Origin of the sequence: Pseudomonas sp. NPDC089918 (genome assembly GCF_050280605.1) — a bacterium.
Lineage (GTDB): Bacteria > Pseudomonadota > Gammaproteobacteria > Pseudomonadales > Pseudomonadaceae > Aquipseudomonas.
In genome coordinates this window covers 1-14,588 of the sequence record NZ_JBNNVP010000041.1, presented here as the reverse complement: position 1 = coordinate 14,588, position 14,588 = coordinate 1, and the positions used below count along the sequence as shown (strand labels likewise).

The 14,588-nt window shown below is 59.4% G+C and carries 14 protein-coding genes; 7 read left to right on the top strand and 7 right to left on the bottom strand.

Annotated features, from left to right (window positions below; translation table 11 throughout):
- Nucleotides 1–133: 133 nt before the first annotated feature.
- From ACQKPC_RS24030 to ACQKPC_RS24020, 3 genes are all read left to right on the top strand, one after another.
- Nucleotides 134–1,045, top strand: coding sequence for a LysR family transcriptional regulator (locus ACQKPC_RS24030; protein WP_427626776.1), 912 nt, complete (start codon nt 134–136; stop codon nt 1,043–1,045).
- A gap of 178 nt (nt 1,046–1,223) precedes the next feature.
- Entirely contained in the window at nt 1,224–1,664 is a 441-nt protein-coding gene (gene aroQ, locus ACQKPC_RS24025) for a type II 3-dehydroquinate dehydratase (protein ID WP_427626774.1), read from the top strand.
- 5 nt (nt 1,665–1,669) lie between these two features.
- Nucleotides 1,670–2,524, top strand: a complete 855-nt coding sequence (locus ACQKPC_RS24020; RefSeq protein WP_008070017.1) for a shikimate dehydrogenase — start codon at nt 1,670–1,672, stop codon at nt 2,522–2,524.
- Nucleotides 2,525–2,592: 68 nt separating this feature from the next.
- On the opposite strand, the gene ACQKPC_RS24015 is transcribed toward ACQKPC_RS24020, so the two are convergent.
- The gene (locus ACQKPC_RS24015; RefSeq protein ID WP_427626772.1) at nt 2,593–3,270 is read right to left on the bottom strand and encodes a TetR family transcriptional regulator; all 678 of its coding nucleotides are present in this window, start codon (nt 3,268–3,270) and stop codon (nt 2,593–2,595) included.
- A gap of 103 nt (nt 3,271–3,373) precedes the next feature.
- Nucleotides 3,374–5,275, bottom strand: coding sequence for a 3-dehydroshikimate dehydratase QuiC (gene quiC, locus ACQKPC_RS24010; protein ID WP_427626770.1), 1,902 nt, complete (start codon nt 5,273–5,275; stop codon nt 3,374–3,376).
- A 487-nt stretch (nt 5,276–5,762) separates the two neighbouring features.
- Between quiC and ACQKPC_RS24005 the strand changes: the two genes are divergently transcribed.
- Complete coding sequence (locus tag ACQKPC_RS24005; protein WP_427626768.1) at nt 5,763–7,100, top strand: MFS transporter; 1,338 nt, start codon at nt 5,763–5,765, stop codon at nt 7,098–7,100.
- Here the strand turns inward: ACQKPC_RS24005 and ACQKPC_RS24000 are convergent.
- Complete coding sequence (locus ACQKPC_RS24000) at nt 7,090–8,031, bottom strand: DMT family transporter (protein WP_427626766.1); 942 nt, start codon at nt 8,029–8,031, stop codon at nt 7,090–7,092. The genes ACQKPC_RS24005 and ACQKPC_RS24000 overlap by 11 nt on opposite strands.
- A gap of 133 nt (nt 8,032–8,164) precedes the next feature.
- Nucleotides 8,165–8,944 (bottom strand): IclR family transcriptional regulator, encoded by a 780-nt coding sequence (locus tag ACQKPC_RS23995; protein ID WP_427626764.1) that lies wholly within the window; start codon nt 8,942–8,944, stop codon nt 8,165–8,167.
- Between the two features lie 244 nt (nt 8,945–9,188).
- On the opposite strand from ACQKPC_RS23995, the gene ypfJ reads away from it, so the two are divergent.
- Nucleotides 9,189–10,082 (top strand): KPN_02809 family neutral zinc metallopeptidase, encoded by an 894-nt coding sequence (gene ypfJ / locus ACQKPC_RS23990; protein ID WP_063342447.1) that lies wholly within the window; start codon nt 9,189–9,191, stop codon nt 10,080–10,082.
- Complete coding sequence (locus ACQKPC_RS23985; protein ID WP_427626762.1) at nt 10,082–11,041, top strand: alpha/beta fold hydrolase; 960 nt, start codon at nt 10,082–10,084, stop codon at nt 11,039–11,041. Before ypfJ ends, ACQKPC_RS23985 begins: the two co-directional genes overlap by 1 nt.
- A 108-nt stretch (nt 11,042–11,149) precedes the next feature.
- On the opposite strand, the gene ACQKPC_RS23980 is transcribed toward ACQKPC_RS23985, so the two are convergent.
- From ACQKPC_RS23980 to ACQKPC_RS23970, 3 genes are all read right to left on the bottom strand, one after another.
- A complete protein-coding gene (locus ACQKPC_RS23980; RefSeq protein WP_427626760.1) occupies nt 11,150–11,743 on the bottom strand; it encodes an HAD family hydrolase in 594 nt (197 codons plus the stop codon).
- Entirely contained in the window at nt 11,740–12,609 is an 870-nt protein-coding gene (gene tesB / locus ACQKPC_RS23975) for an acyl-CoA thioesterase II (protein WP_038981425.1), read from the bottom strand. Before tesB ends, ACQKPC_RS23980 begins: the two co-directional genes overlap by 4 nt.
- Before the next feature lie 106 nt (nt 12,610–12,715).
- Nucleotides 12,716–13,285 carry a GNAT family N-acetyltransferase gene (locus tag ACQKPC_RS23970; protein WP_427626757.1) on the bottom strand — a complete coding sequence of 190 codons (570 nt, stop codon included), beginning with the start codon at nt 13,283–13,285 and terminating at the stop codon, nt 12,716–12,718.
- A 90-nt stretch (nt 13,286–13,375) separates the two neighbouring features.
- Here ACQKPC_RS23970 and ACQKPC_RS23965 point away from each other — a divergent pair, with 90 nt between their 5' ends.
- Entirely contained in the window at nt 13,376–14,296 is a 921-nt protein-coding gene (locus ACQKPC_RS23965) for a histone deacetylase family protein (protein WP_008070042.1), read from the top strand.
- The last annotated feature ends 292 nt before the right edge of the window (nt 14,297–14,588 follow it).

Sequence of the window (14,588 nt, the reverse complement as noted above, 5' to 3'; positions counted from 1 at the left end):
GGGCGATCAAAGCGCCGCATCGCCTGGCCGGTGCTGAACTCGGCACTGGCAGGTGAAACACCCTGTATTTATGTGCCCTCATTTGATAAACATAGCCTTCAAACACTTCATTTGATTCCCGGTGTAATCAATCATGCAGCGACATTTCGACGATCTTCAATTAGGCAGCATCGAACTGTTTTGCCTGGCCGCCGAAGCAGGCAGCTTTACCGCAGCAGCTCTAGTGGCGGGTGTGACGCCGGCCGCGGTCAGTCGCTCGGTGTCGCGCATGGAAGAACGCTTGGGCGTGCGGCTGTTTGCGCGTACCACCCGCAGCGTCAAGCTGACCGACAGTGGCCGGCGTTACTTCGAGGAATGTCGCGAGGCTCTCGCACAACTGGTCGAGGCCCAGCGCGAGGTGATGGGGCAGCAGCAAGAACCTTCTGGCACTTTGCGCATCAGCATTCCCACGACCTATGCCCATCATCGAATCCTGCCCTTGCTGCCTGCGTTTCGGACGCGCTTTCCCGCCGTGAAAGTCGAGGCACACATCAGCAATCGCAACATCGATTTCGTCGGCGAAGGCTATGACATGGCAATCCGTGTGCGGGCCATTCCCGACTCCGGGCTGATTGCACGGCCGTTGGAGGACGCCGCGCTGGTGATGATTGCCAGCCCTGATTACCTGAAGCGCGCCGGCACCCCGCAGACCCTGGATGACTTGGCTCAGCACGAATGCATCCAGTACGAACTGCCCAGCAGTGGACGGCGGATTGCCTGGCTGTTCAACGACAACGATGTGTCGCTGGAGATTCTTGCCGAGGGCAACTACTGCTGTTCCGATGACGTATTGGGCGGCGTGACGCTGGCAAAAAGCGGTGCCGGAATCTTTCAAACCTATCGCTTCATCGTCGAAAAGGAACTGGCGGACGGTTCGCTGGTGGAAGTGCTCAAGCCCTATGGCGGACGCTCCCGCCCTTTCACTCTGCTGTATCCGCAAAGCCGCCATGTGCCGTTGCGGCTAAGAGCGTTTATCGATTTTCTGGTTGAGCATCTGCCTCGCTGAAAAGATCGCACCTGCAGGAGCTGCCGAAGGCTGCGATCTTTTTGCGCATGTCCGATCACCGCACAAATAATCCAGGTCCGACGTCCTCTTCAATTGACCTTATTAACCAGTTAGTACAATTTCTCCTCACAGGCTGAAACCCTCGGCCAATGCCAAAAATAATATGTGGAGAGACCCGATGTCCCCTATCGTTCTGGTGCTCAACGGCCCGAACCTGAACCTGCTGGGCACCCGTGAACCGGCGACTTACGGCCACGAAACCCTGGCAGACATTTCAGCGCTGTGCGGTCGCGCTGCCGAAGAGTTCGGCCTGGCAGTGGAATTTCGCCAGACCAACCATGAAGGCGAACTGCTCGACTGGATTCACGCCGCCCGTGGTCGCTGCGCCGGGATCGTCATCAATCCGGCCGCCTGGACTCACACCTCGGTCGCCATTCGCGATGCCTTGGTCGCCAGCGAACTGCCGGTGATCGAAGTGCATCTGTCCAACGTCCATGCCCGTGAACCCTTCCGGCATCACTCCTTTGTTTCGTCCATCGCCACTGCGGTCATGTGCGGTTTCGGCAGCCACGGCTATCGTTTGGCGCTGGAGCATTTCAGCCATCGTTTGGAAGGTTAAGCGTCATGACACAGAACACCGTGGTATTGGCCGGGCTGATCGGTGCCGGCATTCAGGCTTCCCGCACTCCCGCGCTGCACGAGCATGAAGGTGACGCTCAGGGTTTGCGTTACCTGTATCGGTTGATCGATCTGGATCAATTGAAGCTCGACAGCAGTGCCCTGCCCGACCTGCTGATGGCCGCCGAACGGATGAATTTCACCGGGCTGAACATCACCTTCCCGTGCAAGCAGACGATCATTCCGTTGCTGGACGAATTGTCGCCGGAAGCCCGCGGTATTGGCGCGGTGAACACGGTGGTACTGAAGGACGGTAAACGCATCGGCCACAACACCGATTGCCTGGGTTTTGCCGAAGGCTTTCGCCGTGGCTTGCAGGGCGTTGCTCTTGAGCGCGTCGTACAAATGGGCGCTGGTGGCGCAGGCGCGGCAGTGGCCCACGCGCTATTGAGCGAAGGCGTACAGCTGCTGAGCATTTTCGATGTGGATCAAAGTCGCGCTCAGTCGTTGGCGAACAACCTCAATCAGCATTTTGGTTTTGGTCGCGCCGTGGCTGGTCATGACTTGCCAGGCACGTTGGGTCAGGCAGACGGCTTGGTGAATACCACGCCGATGGGCATGAAAAAACTGCCGGGCATGCCAGTACCGGTAGAGCTGCTTCGGGCGCAGTTGTGGGTTGCGGAGATCGTCTACTTCCCGCTGGAAACCGAACTGCTGCGCAACGCTCGCGCGCTGGGTTGCCGAACTCTGGATGGCGGCAACATGGCGGTGTTTCAGGCGGTGAAGGCGTTTGAACTGTTCAGCGGCGTGGTGCCGGATGCTCAGAGGATGCTGGCGCATTTTCAGAGCATGAATGGTTGAGGAAATTGAGGGCTGCTTCGCAGCCCAACGGGGCGATGCGGCGTTCCGACAAGCCCCCTCGCCACAGCTCAGGCCTGCAGATATCGCAAAACCGACTCGCAAATCATCTCCCGATGACGCTGCTTGATGCTTTCGTCCGGCAAGTCGATCTGAAAGATCTCACCGAAGGTATGACGATTCGATACGCGATAGAAGCAAAACGAGCTGATCAGCAGATGCACATCCAATGGATCGAGGTCGGTGCGAAATACACCTTCTTCGCAGCCGCGACGCAAAATCTCGCCCAGTGAATCGAGGATGGTGTTGTTCATCGCCTTGATCGCATCGGAGCGCTTCACATACTCGGCGTTGTGAATGTTCTCGATGCTGACGATACGCACGAAATCGACGTTGCGATCATGGTGATCGAAGGTGAACTCCACCAACCGTCGAATCGCTTCCACCGGCGCCAGTTCGGCCAGGTGCAGACGGTTCTCGGTGCTGCGGATATCCCCGTAGAGTTTCTCCAGCACCTCGACGTAGAGCTGTTCCTTACTGCCAAAGTAGTAATAGATCATGCGTTTTGAGGTGTGGATGCGTTCGGCAATTGCATCGACGCGCGCACCGGAAAGCCCCTGCTGAACGAACTCGACAATGGCCTCTTGAAGAATGTTCTCGCGGGTCTTTTCCGGGTTGTTCTTGCGACTCTTGCGAGGCTCGGCAAGTGGCGTTTCGGGCGCTACGGAGAGTTCTGTAATTATTGTCATTGCGGGCTCACGGCCATCACTGCACAAGCTGGCGATTATGGGCTGCCGCGCACAGTGAAGGAAGCCGCGAGGCAGCAGTTATGTATCCGTGTTTACGATTTTCCTACAACTTTGCCTGACGTACGCCACCACTTCGCGATTTAGCCATCGCCGCCAGTCGCACCGCGACGTTGGCCGCGCCGTAACCCGCGTAGCCATTTTTGCGCTGGATGATTTCAAAGAAGAAGCGCCCTTCGAACGGCTCGGTGTACACATGAAACAGCTCGCCGCCCTGAGCATCGCGGTCGTAAAGCACGTTGAAATAGGCCAGTTCGCTGAGGAACTCATCGTCGAAATCGAACCGCGCGGCGAGGTCATCGTAGTAGTTGAGCGGGATATCCAGCAGCGGCACGCCCGCCTCCTTGGCGCGGCTGACTTCGGCAAAGATGTCGTCGCAATCGAAAGCGATGTGATGCACGCCGGAACCGCGATAACTCGACAGCGCGTGTGAGATGGCGGTGTTGCGGTTCTCGGAAATGTTCAGCGGCAGGCGGATCGAACTGCAACGGCTGCGCAATGCGCGGCTCTTCACCAAACCATACGGATCAGGCAGCACCACTTCATCGTCGGCTTCGAAATCCAGCAGGCTTTTATAGAACAGCACCCAGCTGTCGAGGCTGTCGGCGGGCAGCGCCATCGCCATGTGATCGATACGCTTGAGGCCACCGCTGGCCACGGCCGTCGGTTGCAGGTTGAAGTCGGTGCCGTAGACGTCAGCGTTCTGGTCCACCAGGTAAATCAGGCTGCCGTCCGGCGCTCGCACCGCTGCCAGTTCCAGCTCATTGGGGCCAACGAGGCCGCGATAGGGCTGGCCTTTGTAAGCCACAGCACGGGCCAGCGCACTGGCGCTGTCCATGACCCGCACGGCGGTGGCGCACAGCGACGGACCATGGGACTCGAAAAAACTGTGAGCGAAAGAATAAGGCTCGGAGTTGAGGATCAGGTTGATATCGCCCTGACGCAACAGGCTGACACTCTTGGAACGGTGCTGCCCGGCCTTGACGAAACCCAGCCGCTCCAGCCAATGGGTCAGCTTGGCGCCGAGGCTTTCGTCCACGGCGAACTCAAGAAACTCGATGCCGTTGTATTCGCTGGCGCTTGGGGTGTCGAACAGAATGTCGCGATTGGCCGCTGGCGTAGATTCCTGCTCCAGACGCTGCCGGGTTTTCTCTTCCAGGTACAGCAACGAACGCAAACCGTCGGCGGCGTTGGCCCGTGGCGGTGCGGCACGGAAGCCGTCGTTGAAGATCTCCAGCGACAGCGGGCCGGTGTAGCCACTTTTGATGATCGGCGCGAGAAAGCCCGGCAGATCGAATTCGCCCTGGCCCGGGAAGCAACGGAAATGTCGGCTCCACTCCAGCACGTCCATGGCCAGGATCGGCGCGTCGGCCATTTGCACGAAGAAGATTTTGTCACCGGGAATCTCGGCGATGGCGCTCGGATCGCCCTTGAGCGACAACGTATGAAAACTGTCCAGCAATACGCCGAGGCTCGGATGATCGGCCTGGCGCACGATGTTCCACACCTGCTGATACGTGTTCACGTGTCGACCCCACGCCAGCGCTTCGTAGCCGATCCGCAAACCACGAGCGCCGGCCCGTTCGGCGAGCAGGCGCAAGTCATCGACCAGGATCTGCTCATCACCGATGGAGTCGGCCGAGGCGTTGCTGCACACCAGCACCAGGTCGGTGCCCAGTTCCTGCATCAAATCGAACTTGCGCTCGGCCCGTTCCAGATTGCGCGGCAGGCGATCGCGGCGGCAACCTTCGAAATCCCGAAAGGGTTGAAACAGCGTGATGGCGATCCCGAGATCGGCGCACATCTGCCTGATTTCCCGAGGGCTGCCGTCGTAGTAGAGAAGGTCGTTTTCAAAAATTTCCACCCCGTCAAAACCGGCGGCGGCGATGGCTTCAAGTTTTTCCGGCAGGGTACCGCTCAAGGAAACGGTGGCAATGGAACGCTGCATGTGTCGACTCCCGGTGGTGGGGACATTCTTGTTGGGTAAATTATTGGCTTGACGAATCCACACAGCAATTCAAAGTGTACTACCCAGTTAGTTTTGCGGGCGATTATCGAACACAATGGCGGTTGGCGAATTGACGATTTTTCGTCCACTGCGCAACATCGACTACACATTGAGTCCGGTCACGACCCATGGACTCGGTTACCAAAGACCCTGAACACCACATAAAAATTTCAAAAAACGGGTACACGCTCATGCGCTCATTCAACGCCTTGTTTGCTTGCTCCACCGCCCTCGCACCTCGCCTGGCATCCATCCGAAGCTTGCGCCCCCTCGGCCGAACCGTGCCGCTCGCTGAATAAAACGTTGTCGTCACCTGACGAGAACACCTCAGCCGATCAATCTCACCCGCGCCCGTCGCCATCGATTGATCACGCGCCCTTGAAGTCCCGACAAGCCTCGCTTGTCAGTCATTGAACGGATGGCATACATGTTTCCTTCTCAAAGCTCTCGCGTGGCTTCGGCCCAAAGCGTCGCCACTGGCGGCATCGGCGACAAAATCCGCGGCGCCATGGCCGTCGGCAAAACCCGTTGGGGAATGCTGGCACTGGTATTTTTCGCCACCACCCTGAACTACATCGACCGCGCCGCCCTGGGCGTGATGCAACCGATCCTGGCCAAGGAAATGAGCTGGACGGCGATGGACTACGCCAACATCAACTTCTGGTTTCAGGTCGGCTACGCCATCGGCTTTGTGCTGCAGGGCCGGTTGATCGACCGGGTCGGCGTGAAACGCGTGTTCTTCTGCGCGGTGCTGCTCTGGAGCCTGGCCACCGGTGCTCACGGGCTGGCCACTTCGGCGGTGGGCTTCATGGTCTGCCGGTTCATTCTCGGTTTGACTGAGGCGGCGAATTACCCGGCCTGCGTGAAAACCACCCGGTTGTGGTTCCCCGCTGGCGAGCGCGCCGTGGCCACCGGCATCTTCAACGCCGGGACCAACGTCGGCGCGATGTTCACGCCGATGCTGCTGCCGCTGATCCTCCACGCCTGGGGCTGGCAAGCCGCGTTTCTGTGCATGGCGGCACTGGGCGGCATCTGGTTGCTGTTCTGGGGTCTGAAGTACTTCAACCCGGAAGATCATCCGAGCGTCAAGCAATCGGAACTGGACTACATCCAGAAGGAAGTCGAGCCGGAACAATCTCGCGTACCGTTCTCGCGAATCCTGCGCATGCGTGGCACCTGGGCCTTCGCCCTCGCCTACTCGATCACCGCGCCGGTGTTCTGGTTCTACCTGTACTGGCTGCCGCCGTTCCTCAATCAGCAATACAACCTGGGGATCAACGTGACCCAGATGGGTATCCCGCTGATCATCATCTACCTCACGGCTGACTTCGGCAGTGTCGGCGGCGGGATTCTGTCCTCGTTCCTGATCGGTCGCGGGATCAACCCGATCAAGGCGCGATTGATGTCCATGTTCCTGTTCGCCTGCTGCATTATCGGCGTGGTCATGGCCGCCGGCTCAAGCAACCTGTGGCTCGCGGTGTTCGCCATCTCCCTGGCCATCGGTGCGCACCAGGCCTGGACCGCGAACATCTGGAGCCTGGTGATGGACTACACGCCCAAGCACATGATGAGTACGGTGTTCGGCTTCGGCGGGATGTGCGCGGCGATCGGCGGGATGTTCATGACCCAGTTGGTCGGCCACATTCTGACGGTCACCAACAACAACTACACCGTACTGTTCACCATGATTCCGGCGATGTACTTCATCGCGCTGACCTGGATGTACTTCATGGCACCGCGCAAAATCCCTACCGTCACCGCGTAAACTCCCTTCCCCCGGCGGGCCTGATTCCAGGCCTGCCGCCTTCCTCTTGTCGACGCCGTTGTTGCCACGCCGCTGCCAACCCGCTGCAGCAAATCACCACGATCCCGATCACCGTAGTCAGGGTCGGCGTGTGGGAAAACAGCCACCAGCCCAGCAAACCTGCAAAGACAATCTGGCAATAGCCGAACGGCGCCAACAACGCGGGCGCGGCGTGACGGAAAGCCTGGGTCAGAAACAGATGCGCCGTCATTCCACACGCCCCCAGCGCCACCATCAAAAACCCATGCCCCACGCTTGGGACTTGCCAAAAGAACGGCACCAGCGCACTCATCACCAACGTATTGCAGAGCCCGGCGAAAAAATTGCTGGTGGTCGGACTATCGATTTCACTGAGCTTGCGGGTGAGCAATTGATAGAAGCAGAAAAACAGCGCTGAGCAGAACGGCAGCAACACCGCAGGCGTGAACAGTTCGCCGCCGGGATGGACGATGATCAACACCCCGATGAACCCGAAAATCACCGCCAGCCATTGCCCGCGCGTCACTTGTTCACCGAGCAGTGGCACCGACAACGCCGTCACCAATACCGGTGCAAGAAAATTCACAGCCGTGGCTTCGGCCAACGGGATAAACAACAGCGCACCGGTAAACAGCAGGCTGGTTCCCAATAAACACAACGCCCGCATCAACTGCAGCAATGGCCGCTTGGTGCGCAGGACGCGCAACCCGGCTTGCGGGAGAAAAATCCCGGCCATCAACAAGGTATGAATCACATAGCGAGCCCAGACCACCATAACGACCGGATAAAACCCGCAGAGGTATTTCGACAAGGCGTCATGGCTGGAAAACAGAAAGGTGGCGACCACCACCAGCAGGATGCCTTTGAAAGGATGATTGACGCCGCAAAGCGGGGTGCTGATAGACGACGTCAAGGCGAGGTTCTCTTCTGGCGGGATAATTCCAATAATTTAGAACCCGGTTCCAGATTCTTATAGTCGCACCGCCTGAAAGTGTGCGAACAGCGCACGGTTTTTTAATCGACTTCCGGATCGATGGGGGCAAGCGCTATCCGCTAAAGAGCTCCGACGCCTGACTCGCTGCCGACAGCTCTTGGGCGAACGCCAACAACGTCGGCGCCAGTTCATGCAGTCGCGCCCCCGGCATCCGCGCGCTCGGTCCGGCAATGCTGAGCACGCCGATCACTCGCCCCTGCAAGGGATGACGGATAACGGCAGCAATCGCCGACGTGCCTACCGCCGAACTTTCCTCGACCCAGGCATAGCCCTGCTCCCGCGCCAGACGCAGCCGCTCCAGCAGTTCGATGTTGGAGCGTGGCGCATTGGGCCCCAGGCCCTCGGGCGTCTCGATTGCCTGGCGCTCAACCAGCGACAACGCTTCGGCATCGCTCATGCAGGCCAGCCACGCATGCCCGGAAGCGGTATAGAACAGCGGCGCATCGCGCCCCATGTCCGGGTCGTAACGCAGGCCGGAACGGGCTCCCTGGGATTTGGCGATCCAGGTCTGGCGCTCGCCTTCGATCACCCCCAGACGCACCAGCTCGCCGGTCTCCCGGGCCAGCCGATCCAGCACTGGCTGGACAATGTCCGCACCACTGCCGGACAAGTAACGAAAGCCCATGGCGACCAGTTTGGTCGATAAGTGATAACGCAGGTTTTGCGGATTCTGCCGCACATACCCCAGACGAATCAGCTCGGCGAGCAGACGGTGGGTCGCGCTCTTGGGAATGTCCAGTTGCTCGGCCAGGGTCTGCATCGGCAAACCTTGAGGTTCACCGGTAAGGCTTTCCAGCACGCTGAAAACACGTTCGATCTGACTGCCTGCCATGGGGGATTCCAAAACGAAATTTGACTGATTCTAAAAGACAACTCGAAGGAAGCAAAATCTGGAACCTGTCCGGCAGCAGTCTTGACCGAACCTGCAGTACCCGTCCGTCCATGAAACCGCTAATGTCGTCACTTAGGAGAACCCCTGACGCCAAGGGCTGTCAGACGACCGGACTGGCGCCATACCTACTCACCGGCAACACTCATCACCATGCGCCTTCATCAGGTAAAAAAGAGGATCCCCCATGCTTTGGAAAAAAGGCCGACGCAGCGACAACGTGGTCGATGCCCGTGGCGATGATGTCGGTGGTGGGGGCGGTGGAATGCGCTTCGGTGGAGGCAAGGGCCTGAGCCTGACGGCAATCCTGTTGATCGTCGGGATTGGCTGGATCACCGGCCAGGACCCGCTGCAGATCCTCGGCCAACTGACCGGACAAATGAGCGAACAGTCAGCCCCGGCCCCCACCCAAACCCGCAAGGCGCCACCGGCCAATGATGAAGGGGCCGAATTCGTGCGCTCGATCCTCGGCGATACCGAAGACACCTGGCGCCAGATTTTCCAGCAGGCCGATCGGCAATATAAAGACCCGACCCTGGTGCTGTTCAGCAACCGCGTCAACTCGGCCTGCGGCCTGGCGACTTCAGCAACCGGTCCCTTCTATTGCCCGGCTGACCAGAAGGTCTACTTGGACATGAGTTTCTTTCAGGAGATGTCCCAGCGCTTTTCCGCCGCTGGCGACTTCGCCCAGGCCTACGTAATCGCTCACGAAATCGGACACCACGTGCAGACCCTGCTCGGCGTTTCAGCGAAAATCCAGACCGCTCGCCAACAGGGCCGGCAGATGGAAGGCGACAATGGTTTGCTGGTGCGTCAGGAACTGCAGGCCGATTGTCTGGCCGGCGTCTGGGCCAACAATGCGCAAAAACGTCTGAACTGGCTGGAACCCGGTGACATCGAAGAAGCCTTGAACGCCGCCAACGCCATCGGCGACGATCGCTTGCAACAGCAAGGTCAGGGCCGCGTGGTGCCGGATTCCTTCACCCACGGCACTTCGGCCCAGCGAGTGCGCTGGTTCAAGGCCGGATTCGCACAGGGCCAGGTCAGCCAGTGCGACACCTTTGCCGCGAAGAATCTGTGATGCGTAAGTGGCTGCTGGTTCTGTTAATCACCTGCGCAAGCACCCAGGCTGCCGAGCAAGGGGTCAAGGCGATCAGTTCCGGGCGCTTGCTGTTGAGCGCCGGGGAAATCGCGGTGAGCATGGGCCCGACACCGGAAAAAATCGAACGTGTGGTGATCATCGTCCATGGTCGATTACGCGATGCTGAAACCTATCGCCAAAGCGCCGAACGCGCTACCGAGCAGGCCGGGCAAAGCGCGAACACCTTGGTACTCGCCCCGCAGTTTCTCAACGAAACCGACGTCGCGAGCCATGCGGTACCTGACAGCGTTTTACGCTGGCAAGGCAATGACTGGATGGCCGGCGGTTTATCCACCGCGCCGTTTACGCTGAGCGCCTATGCGGCGCTCGACGAAATCATCGCTCGCTTGGGTGATCGGCGACAGTTTCCGGACGTGAAGCAAATCGTCATCGCCGGTCACTCCGGCGGCGCTCAGGTGGTTCAGCGTTATGCCTTGCTGGGTCACCCTCAGCCAGCCCTCGACGCGGAGGGCGTGAAAGTGCGCTATGTGATCGCCAATCCTTCGTCGTATGCCTACTTCAATGAGCAACGGCCAGTGGCGTTCAGTCACGCGGGGTGTCCGAATTTCAATCGCTGGAAGTACGGGCTGGCCGATCTTCCCGCCTATGCCGATGGGCAAACACCTGCGCAACTTGAAGAAAACTATGTCAAACGTGACATCGTTTACTTACTCGGGCAGCAGGACGTCGACCCGAATCATCCGGCGCTGGATAAAAGTTGCGAGGCCAAAGCCCAGGGTGCTTCTCGATTGATTCGTGGGCGCAACTATTTCAATTATCTGAAACGGCGCCATCCGCAAGGGTTGAGTCAGCAGCTCATTGAAGTGCCTGGGGTCGGGCACAATGGGGATGGGATGTTTACCTCGCCTGAGGGGCAGAAGGTGTTGTTCGGACAGTGAGTTTTGCGGTGTCTGATCTGACGCCATCGCGAGCAGGCTCGCTCCCACAGTGGATCTGCGTCGGATGCAAATCAAAATGTGGGAGCGAGCCTGCTCGCGATGGGGCCTTCAAGCCAACAACATTTCTCGTAACACCACGCAATCGGCAGCATGCCAATCAGCCAATTCCGGCCAAGGATTATCCGGCAGATTCACCAACACCGTCCGCGTTCCCGCCGCCCGGCCGCAATCCAGATCGAAGCGGTAATCACCAACCATCACCATTTCGCTCGCCGGCACCTTCCAGGCTTCGGCCAGTTTCAGCAACCCACCAGGATGCGGCTTGGGCGGTGCTTCATCGCGGCCCAGTACATCCTCTTCCGCAAAGCAGTCGGCCAGGCCGATAGCCTCTAGCGTGACATGCGCCAGCTCACGAGCATTGCGCGTGAGAATGCCCAGGCGATAACCGCGCCCGGCCAACTCACGCACCAGTTCCACCGCGCCCGGCGCCGGTTTCGAACCCAACGCCAGATCCCGCTCGTGCTCCAGCAGCCACGCGTGTTTGGCCGCTGCTTCATCGGCCGGCAGCGCAGCGAGGTGGGTCAGGATGTCGTGTTCGGCGGGAATCGCCAACGCCACGCGAATCGCCGCGAAGTCATGCACCGCCACCGTCAGGGTGCCGTCCATGTCGAACACCCAGTGCCGCACCTCAGCCAGGCTCATGCCCAATCCTTGCGATGACGAATCAAGCCTTCCTGAGTGACCGAAGCTACCAGTTGCCCGGCACGGTTGAACACGCTGCCCCGGGAGAATCCGCGCGAGTTGCCGGCCCACGGGCTGTCCATGGCGTACAGCAACCAGTCATCGGCGCGCAGGTCGGCATGGAACCACAAGGCGTGATCGAGGCTGGCGACCTGCATGTCTTTCTGCCAGACCGATTTGCCGTGGGGCAACATCGAGGTGGTCAGCAGACCGAAGTCCGACGCGTAGGCCAGCAGGTATTTGTGCAGCGCCGGGGTGTCAGCCAACGCACCGTCGGCGCGGAACCAGACGTATTTGACAGGATCGGCAGGCTGCGGGTTGTAGGGGTCTTTTTCGGTCACCGGCCGGACTTCGATCGGTTTCGGGCACAGCAGTTTTTCGCGCATGTGTTCAGGGATCAGGTGCGCGCGCTGTTGGGTGAGTTCCAGCTCCGACGGCAAGTTTTCCGGGCCGACTACTTGCGGCATCTCAGTCTGGTGCTGGAAGCCTTCTTCGTCGTACTGGAACGAGGCACTGCAGGTGAAAATCGGATTGCCCTTCTGGATCGCCGTCACCCGGCGTGTGCTGAAACTGCCGCCATCGCGCACCCGATCGACCTGATACACCACCGGCAATTTGGCATCGCCCGGGCGCAGGAAATAACCGTGCATCGAATGCACATGGCGCGCCGGCTCGACTGTCTGACTGGCCGCCGACAGGGACTGGCCGAGTACCTGACCGCCGAACAACTGACGAAACCCCAGGTCCTGGCTGCGGCCACGGAACAGGTTTTCTTCAATCGGTTCCAGGGTCAGCAGGTCTACCAGATCTTCCAACACTTGGCTCATTCAGACTCTCCTCACACAACGCAATGCCGCGCAGTCTTGGCTGCGGCGGTCGATTCAGTTTATGGCCCGCTTCAACATGAGGGCCATTGTAAACGTCCGCGCCTGCTTATCCATGCAAGGTTTGCAGCCATTGCTCACGGGTGATGCGGTACAACACGTGCGGACGCAGCGGATGATCGGCTGCAAGCCGCGGGTGCTCGAAGTCATCGGCGGGGGCATGGTGCATGCCGATCGCTTGCATGACTTTCTCGGATGGCAAATTGGTCTTTGTGGTGAATGCAACGACCTCTTGTAGCGCCAACCGATCAAACCCGCAGCGCAGAGCGGTCCACGCCGCTTCACCGGCATAGCCCAGGCCCCAGTGCTCGCGCGCCAGGCGCCAGCCGATTTCAGTGGCCGGCGTAAATGGCGCATCGAAGCCGACCACACCCAGCCCGGTAAACCCGATGAACGCCCCGGTGTCCTTGCGCTCCAGTGCCCAGAGGCCGAAACCATGCTCGGCAAAATGCCCGCGAATCCGCCCGATCAACGAGGCACTTTCCAGTCGACTCAAGGGTGCCGGAAAATAACGCATCACTTGTGGATCGGCGCACATCGCCGCAAACGCCGGCAAATCCTCATCACGCCACTGCCGTAACAACAGTCGTGCGCTTTCGAGTTCCAGTATCGGCTCCATCGTGCCTCCTCCCCCGTTTCCATGCCGCAAGTCTACATCGCTGGTAGGATCGTTCACTCATTCCTACATGCCTTCCTGTATAAATCTGCCATGCCCCTGCCACTGATCTACCACGAAGACTACAGCCCCGAGTTCCCGGCGGATCACCGCTTCCCCATGGACAAGTTTCGCCTGCTGCGCGATCACCTGGTGGACAGTGGGCTGACCCGCGACACCGATTTGCTGCGCCCGGACCTCTGCCCGCCAGAGATTCTCGCCCTCGCCCATGACCCTGCGTATATCGAACGCTACATGGGCGGCGAATTGTCCCGCGAAGATCAACGACGCCTCGGCTTGCCCTGGAGCGAAGCACTGGCCCGGCGCACGGTGCGAGCGGTCGGCGGTTCGCTGCTGGCGGCCGAACAGGCACTGGAACATGGTTTGGCTTGTCACTTGGCCGGCGGCACTCACCACGCGCATTACGATCATCCCGCCGGGTTCTGCATCTTCAATGACCTGGCGGTGATCAGCCATTACCTGCTGGAAAGTGGCCGAGTGAATCGGGTGCTGATCTTCGACTGCGATGTGCATCAGGGTGACGGGACTGCACGAATCCTGCACAACACCCCTGAGGCGATAACCGTTTCCCTGCACTGCGAAAAGAATTTTCCTGCACGCAAAGCCGAAAGTGATTGGGATATTCCGTTGCCAATGGGCATGGGCGATGCCGATTACCTGAAAGTGGTGGACGACGCACTCAACTATTTGCTGCCGCTCTACCAACCGGACCTGGTGCTGTACGACGCCGGCGTCGATGTGCATAAGGACGACGCCCTGGGTTATCTGAAGCTGACAGACGAAGGCGTCGCCGCTCGCGATGAAAGCGTGATGCGTCATTGCCTGGGCCGGGATATTCCGGTGGTCGGCGTGATCGGCGGCGGTTACAGCAAAGACCGCAAGGCCCTGGCGCGCCGTCATGGCATCCTCCATCACAGCGCCCAACGGGTCTGGCAGTCATCAGGTTGTCACTGAGTTATGGATCTTTACCCACAATGCCTGTGGAACCGCCTGTGGATAACCTGAGTGAAAGGGTCTGCAGGCCATGCGGGGTGTAGGCTACAGAACGGTGGTTGTTTTTTAACCAGCATTCGAATCCACCCACAATCCTGTGGGAGCGGGCTTGCCCGCGAAGAGGCCGGCACATTCAACCTCTTTGTTGACTGACAGTCCGCTTTCGCGAGCAAGCCCGCTTGTATGCTGGGACTTGAAGGGAGGAGGAGGGACAAAGCCCGATTCTGACTGTTGACGCAGTACAGATCCGTGG

Excerpts from the sequence above, each read along its gene's own strand:
- ACQKPC_RS24030 (WP_427626776.1), top strand. The coding sequence starts at position 134 with ATGCAGCGACATTTCGACGATCTTCAATTAGGCAGCATCGAACTGTTT.
- aroQ (WP_427626774.1), top strand. The coding sequence starts at position 1,224 with ATGTCCCCTATCGTTCTGGTGCTCAACGGCCCGAACCTGAACCTGCTG.
- ACQKPC_RS24020 (WP_008070017.1), top strand. The coding sequence starts at position 1,670 with ATGACACAGAACACCGTGGTATTGGCCGGGCTGATCGGTGCCGGCATT.
- ACQKPC_RS24015 (WP_427626772.1), bottom strand. The coding sequence starts at position 3,270 with ATGACAATAATTACAGAACTCTCCGTAGCGCCCGAAACGCCACTTGCC.
- quiC (WP_427626770.1), bottom strand. The coding sequence starts at position 5,275 with ATGCAGCGTTCCATTGCCACCGTTTCCTTGAGCGGTACCCTGCCGGAA.
- ACQKPC_RS24005 (WP_427626768.1), top strand. The coding sequence starts at position 5,763 with ATGTTTCCTTCTCAAAGCTCTCGCGTGGCTTCGGCCCAAAGCGTCGCC.
- ACQKPC_RS23995 (WP_427626764.1), bottom strand. The coding sequence starts at position 8,944 with ATGGCAGGCAGTCAGATCGAACGTGTTTTCAGCGTGCTGGAAAGCCTT.
- ypfJ (WP_063342447.1), top strand. The coding sequence starts at position 9,189 with ATGCTTTGGAAAAAAGGCCGACGCAGCGACAACGTGGTCGATGCCCGT.
- ACQKPC_RS23985 (WP_427626762.1), top strand. The coding sequence starts at position 10,082 with ATGCGTAAGTGGCTGCTGGTTCTGTTAATCACCTGCGCAAGCACCCAG.
- ACQKPC_RS23980 (WP_427626760.1), bottom strand. The coding sequence starts at position 11,743 with ATGAGCCTGGCTGAGGTGCGGCACTGGGTGTTCGACATGGACGGCACC.
- tesB (WP_038981425.1), bottom strand. The coding sequence starts at position 12,609 with ATGAGCCAAGTGTTGGAAGATCTGGTAGACCTGCTGACCCTGGAACCG.
- ACQKPC_RS23970 (WP_427626757.1), bottom strand. The coding sequence starts at position 13,285 with ATGGAGCCGATACTGGAACTCGAAAGCGCACGACTGTTGTTACGGCAG.
- ACQKPC_RS23965 (WP_008070042.1), top strand. The coding sequence starts at position 13,376 with ATGCCCCTGCCACTGATCTACCACGAAGACTACAGCCCCGAGTTCCCG.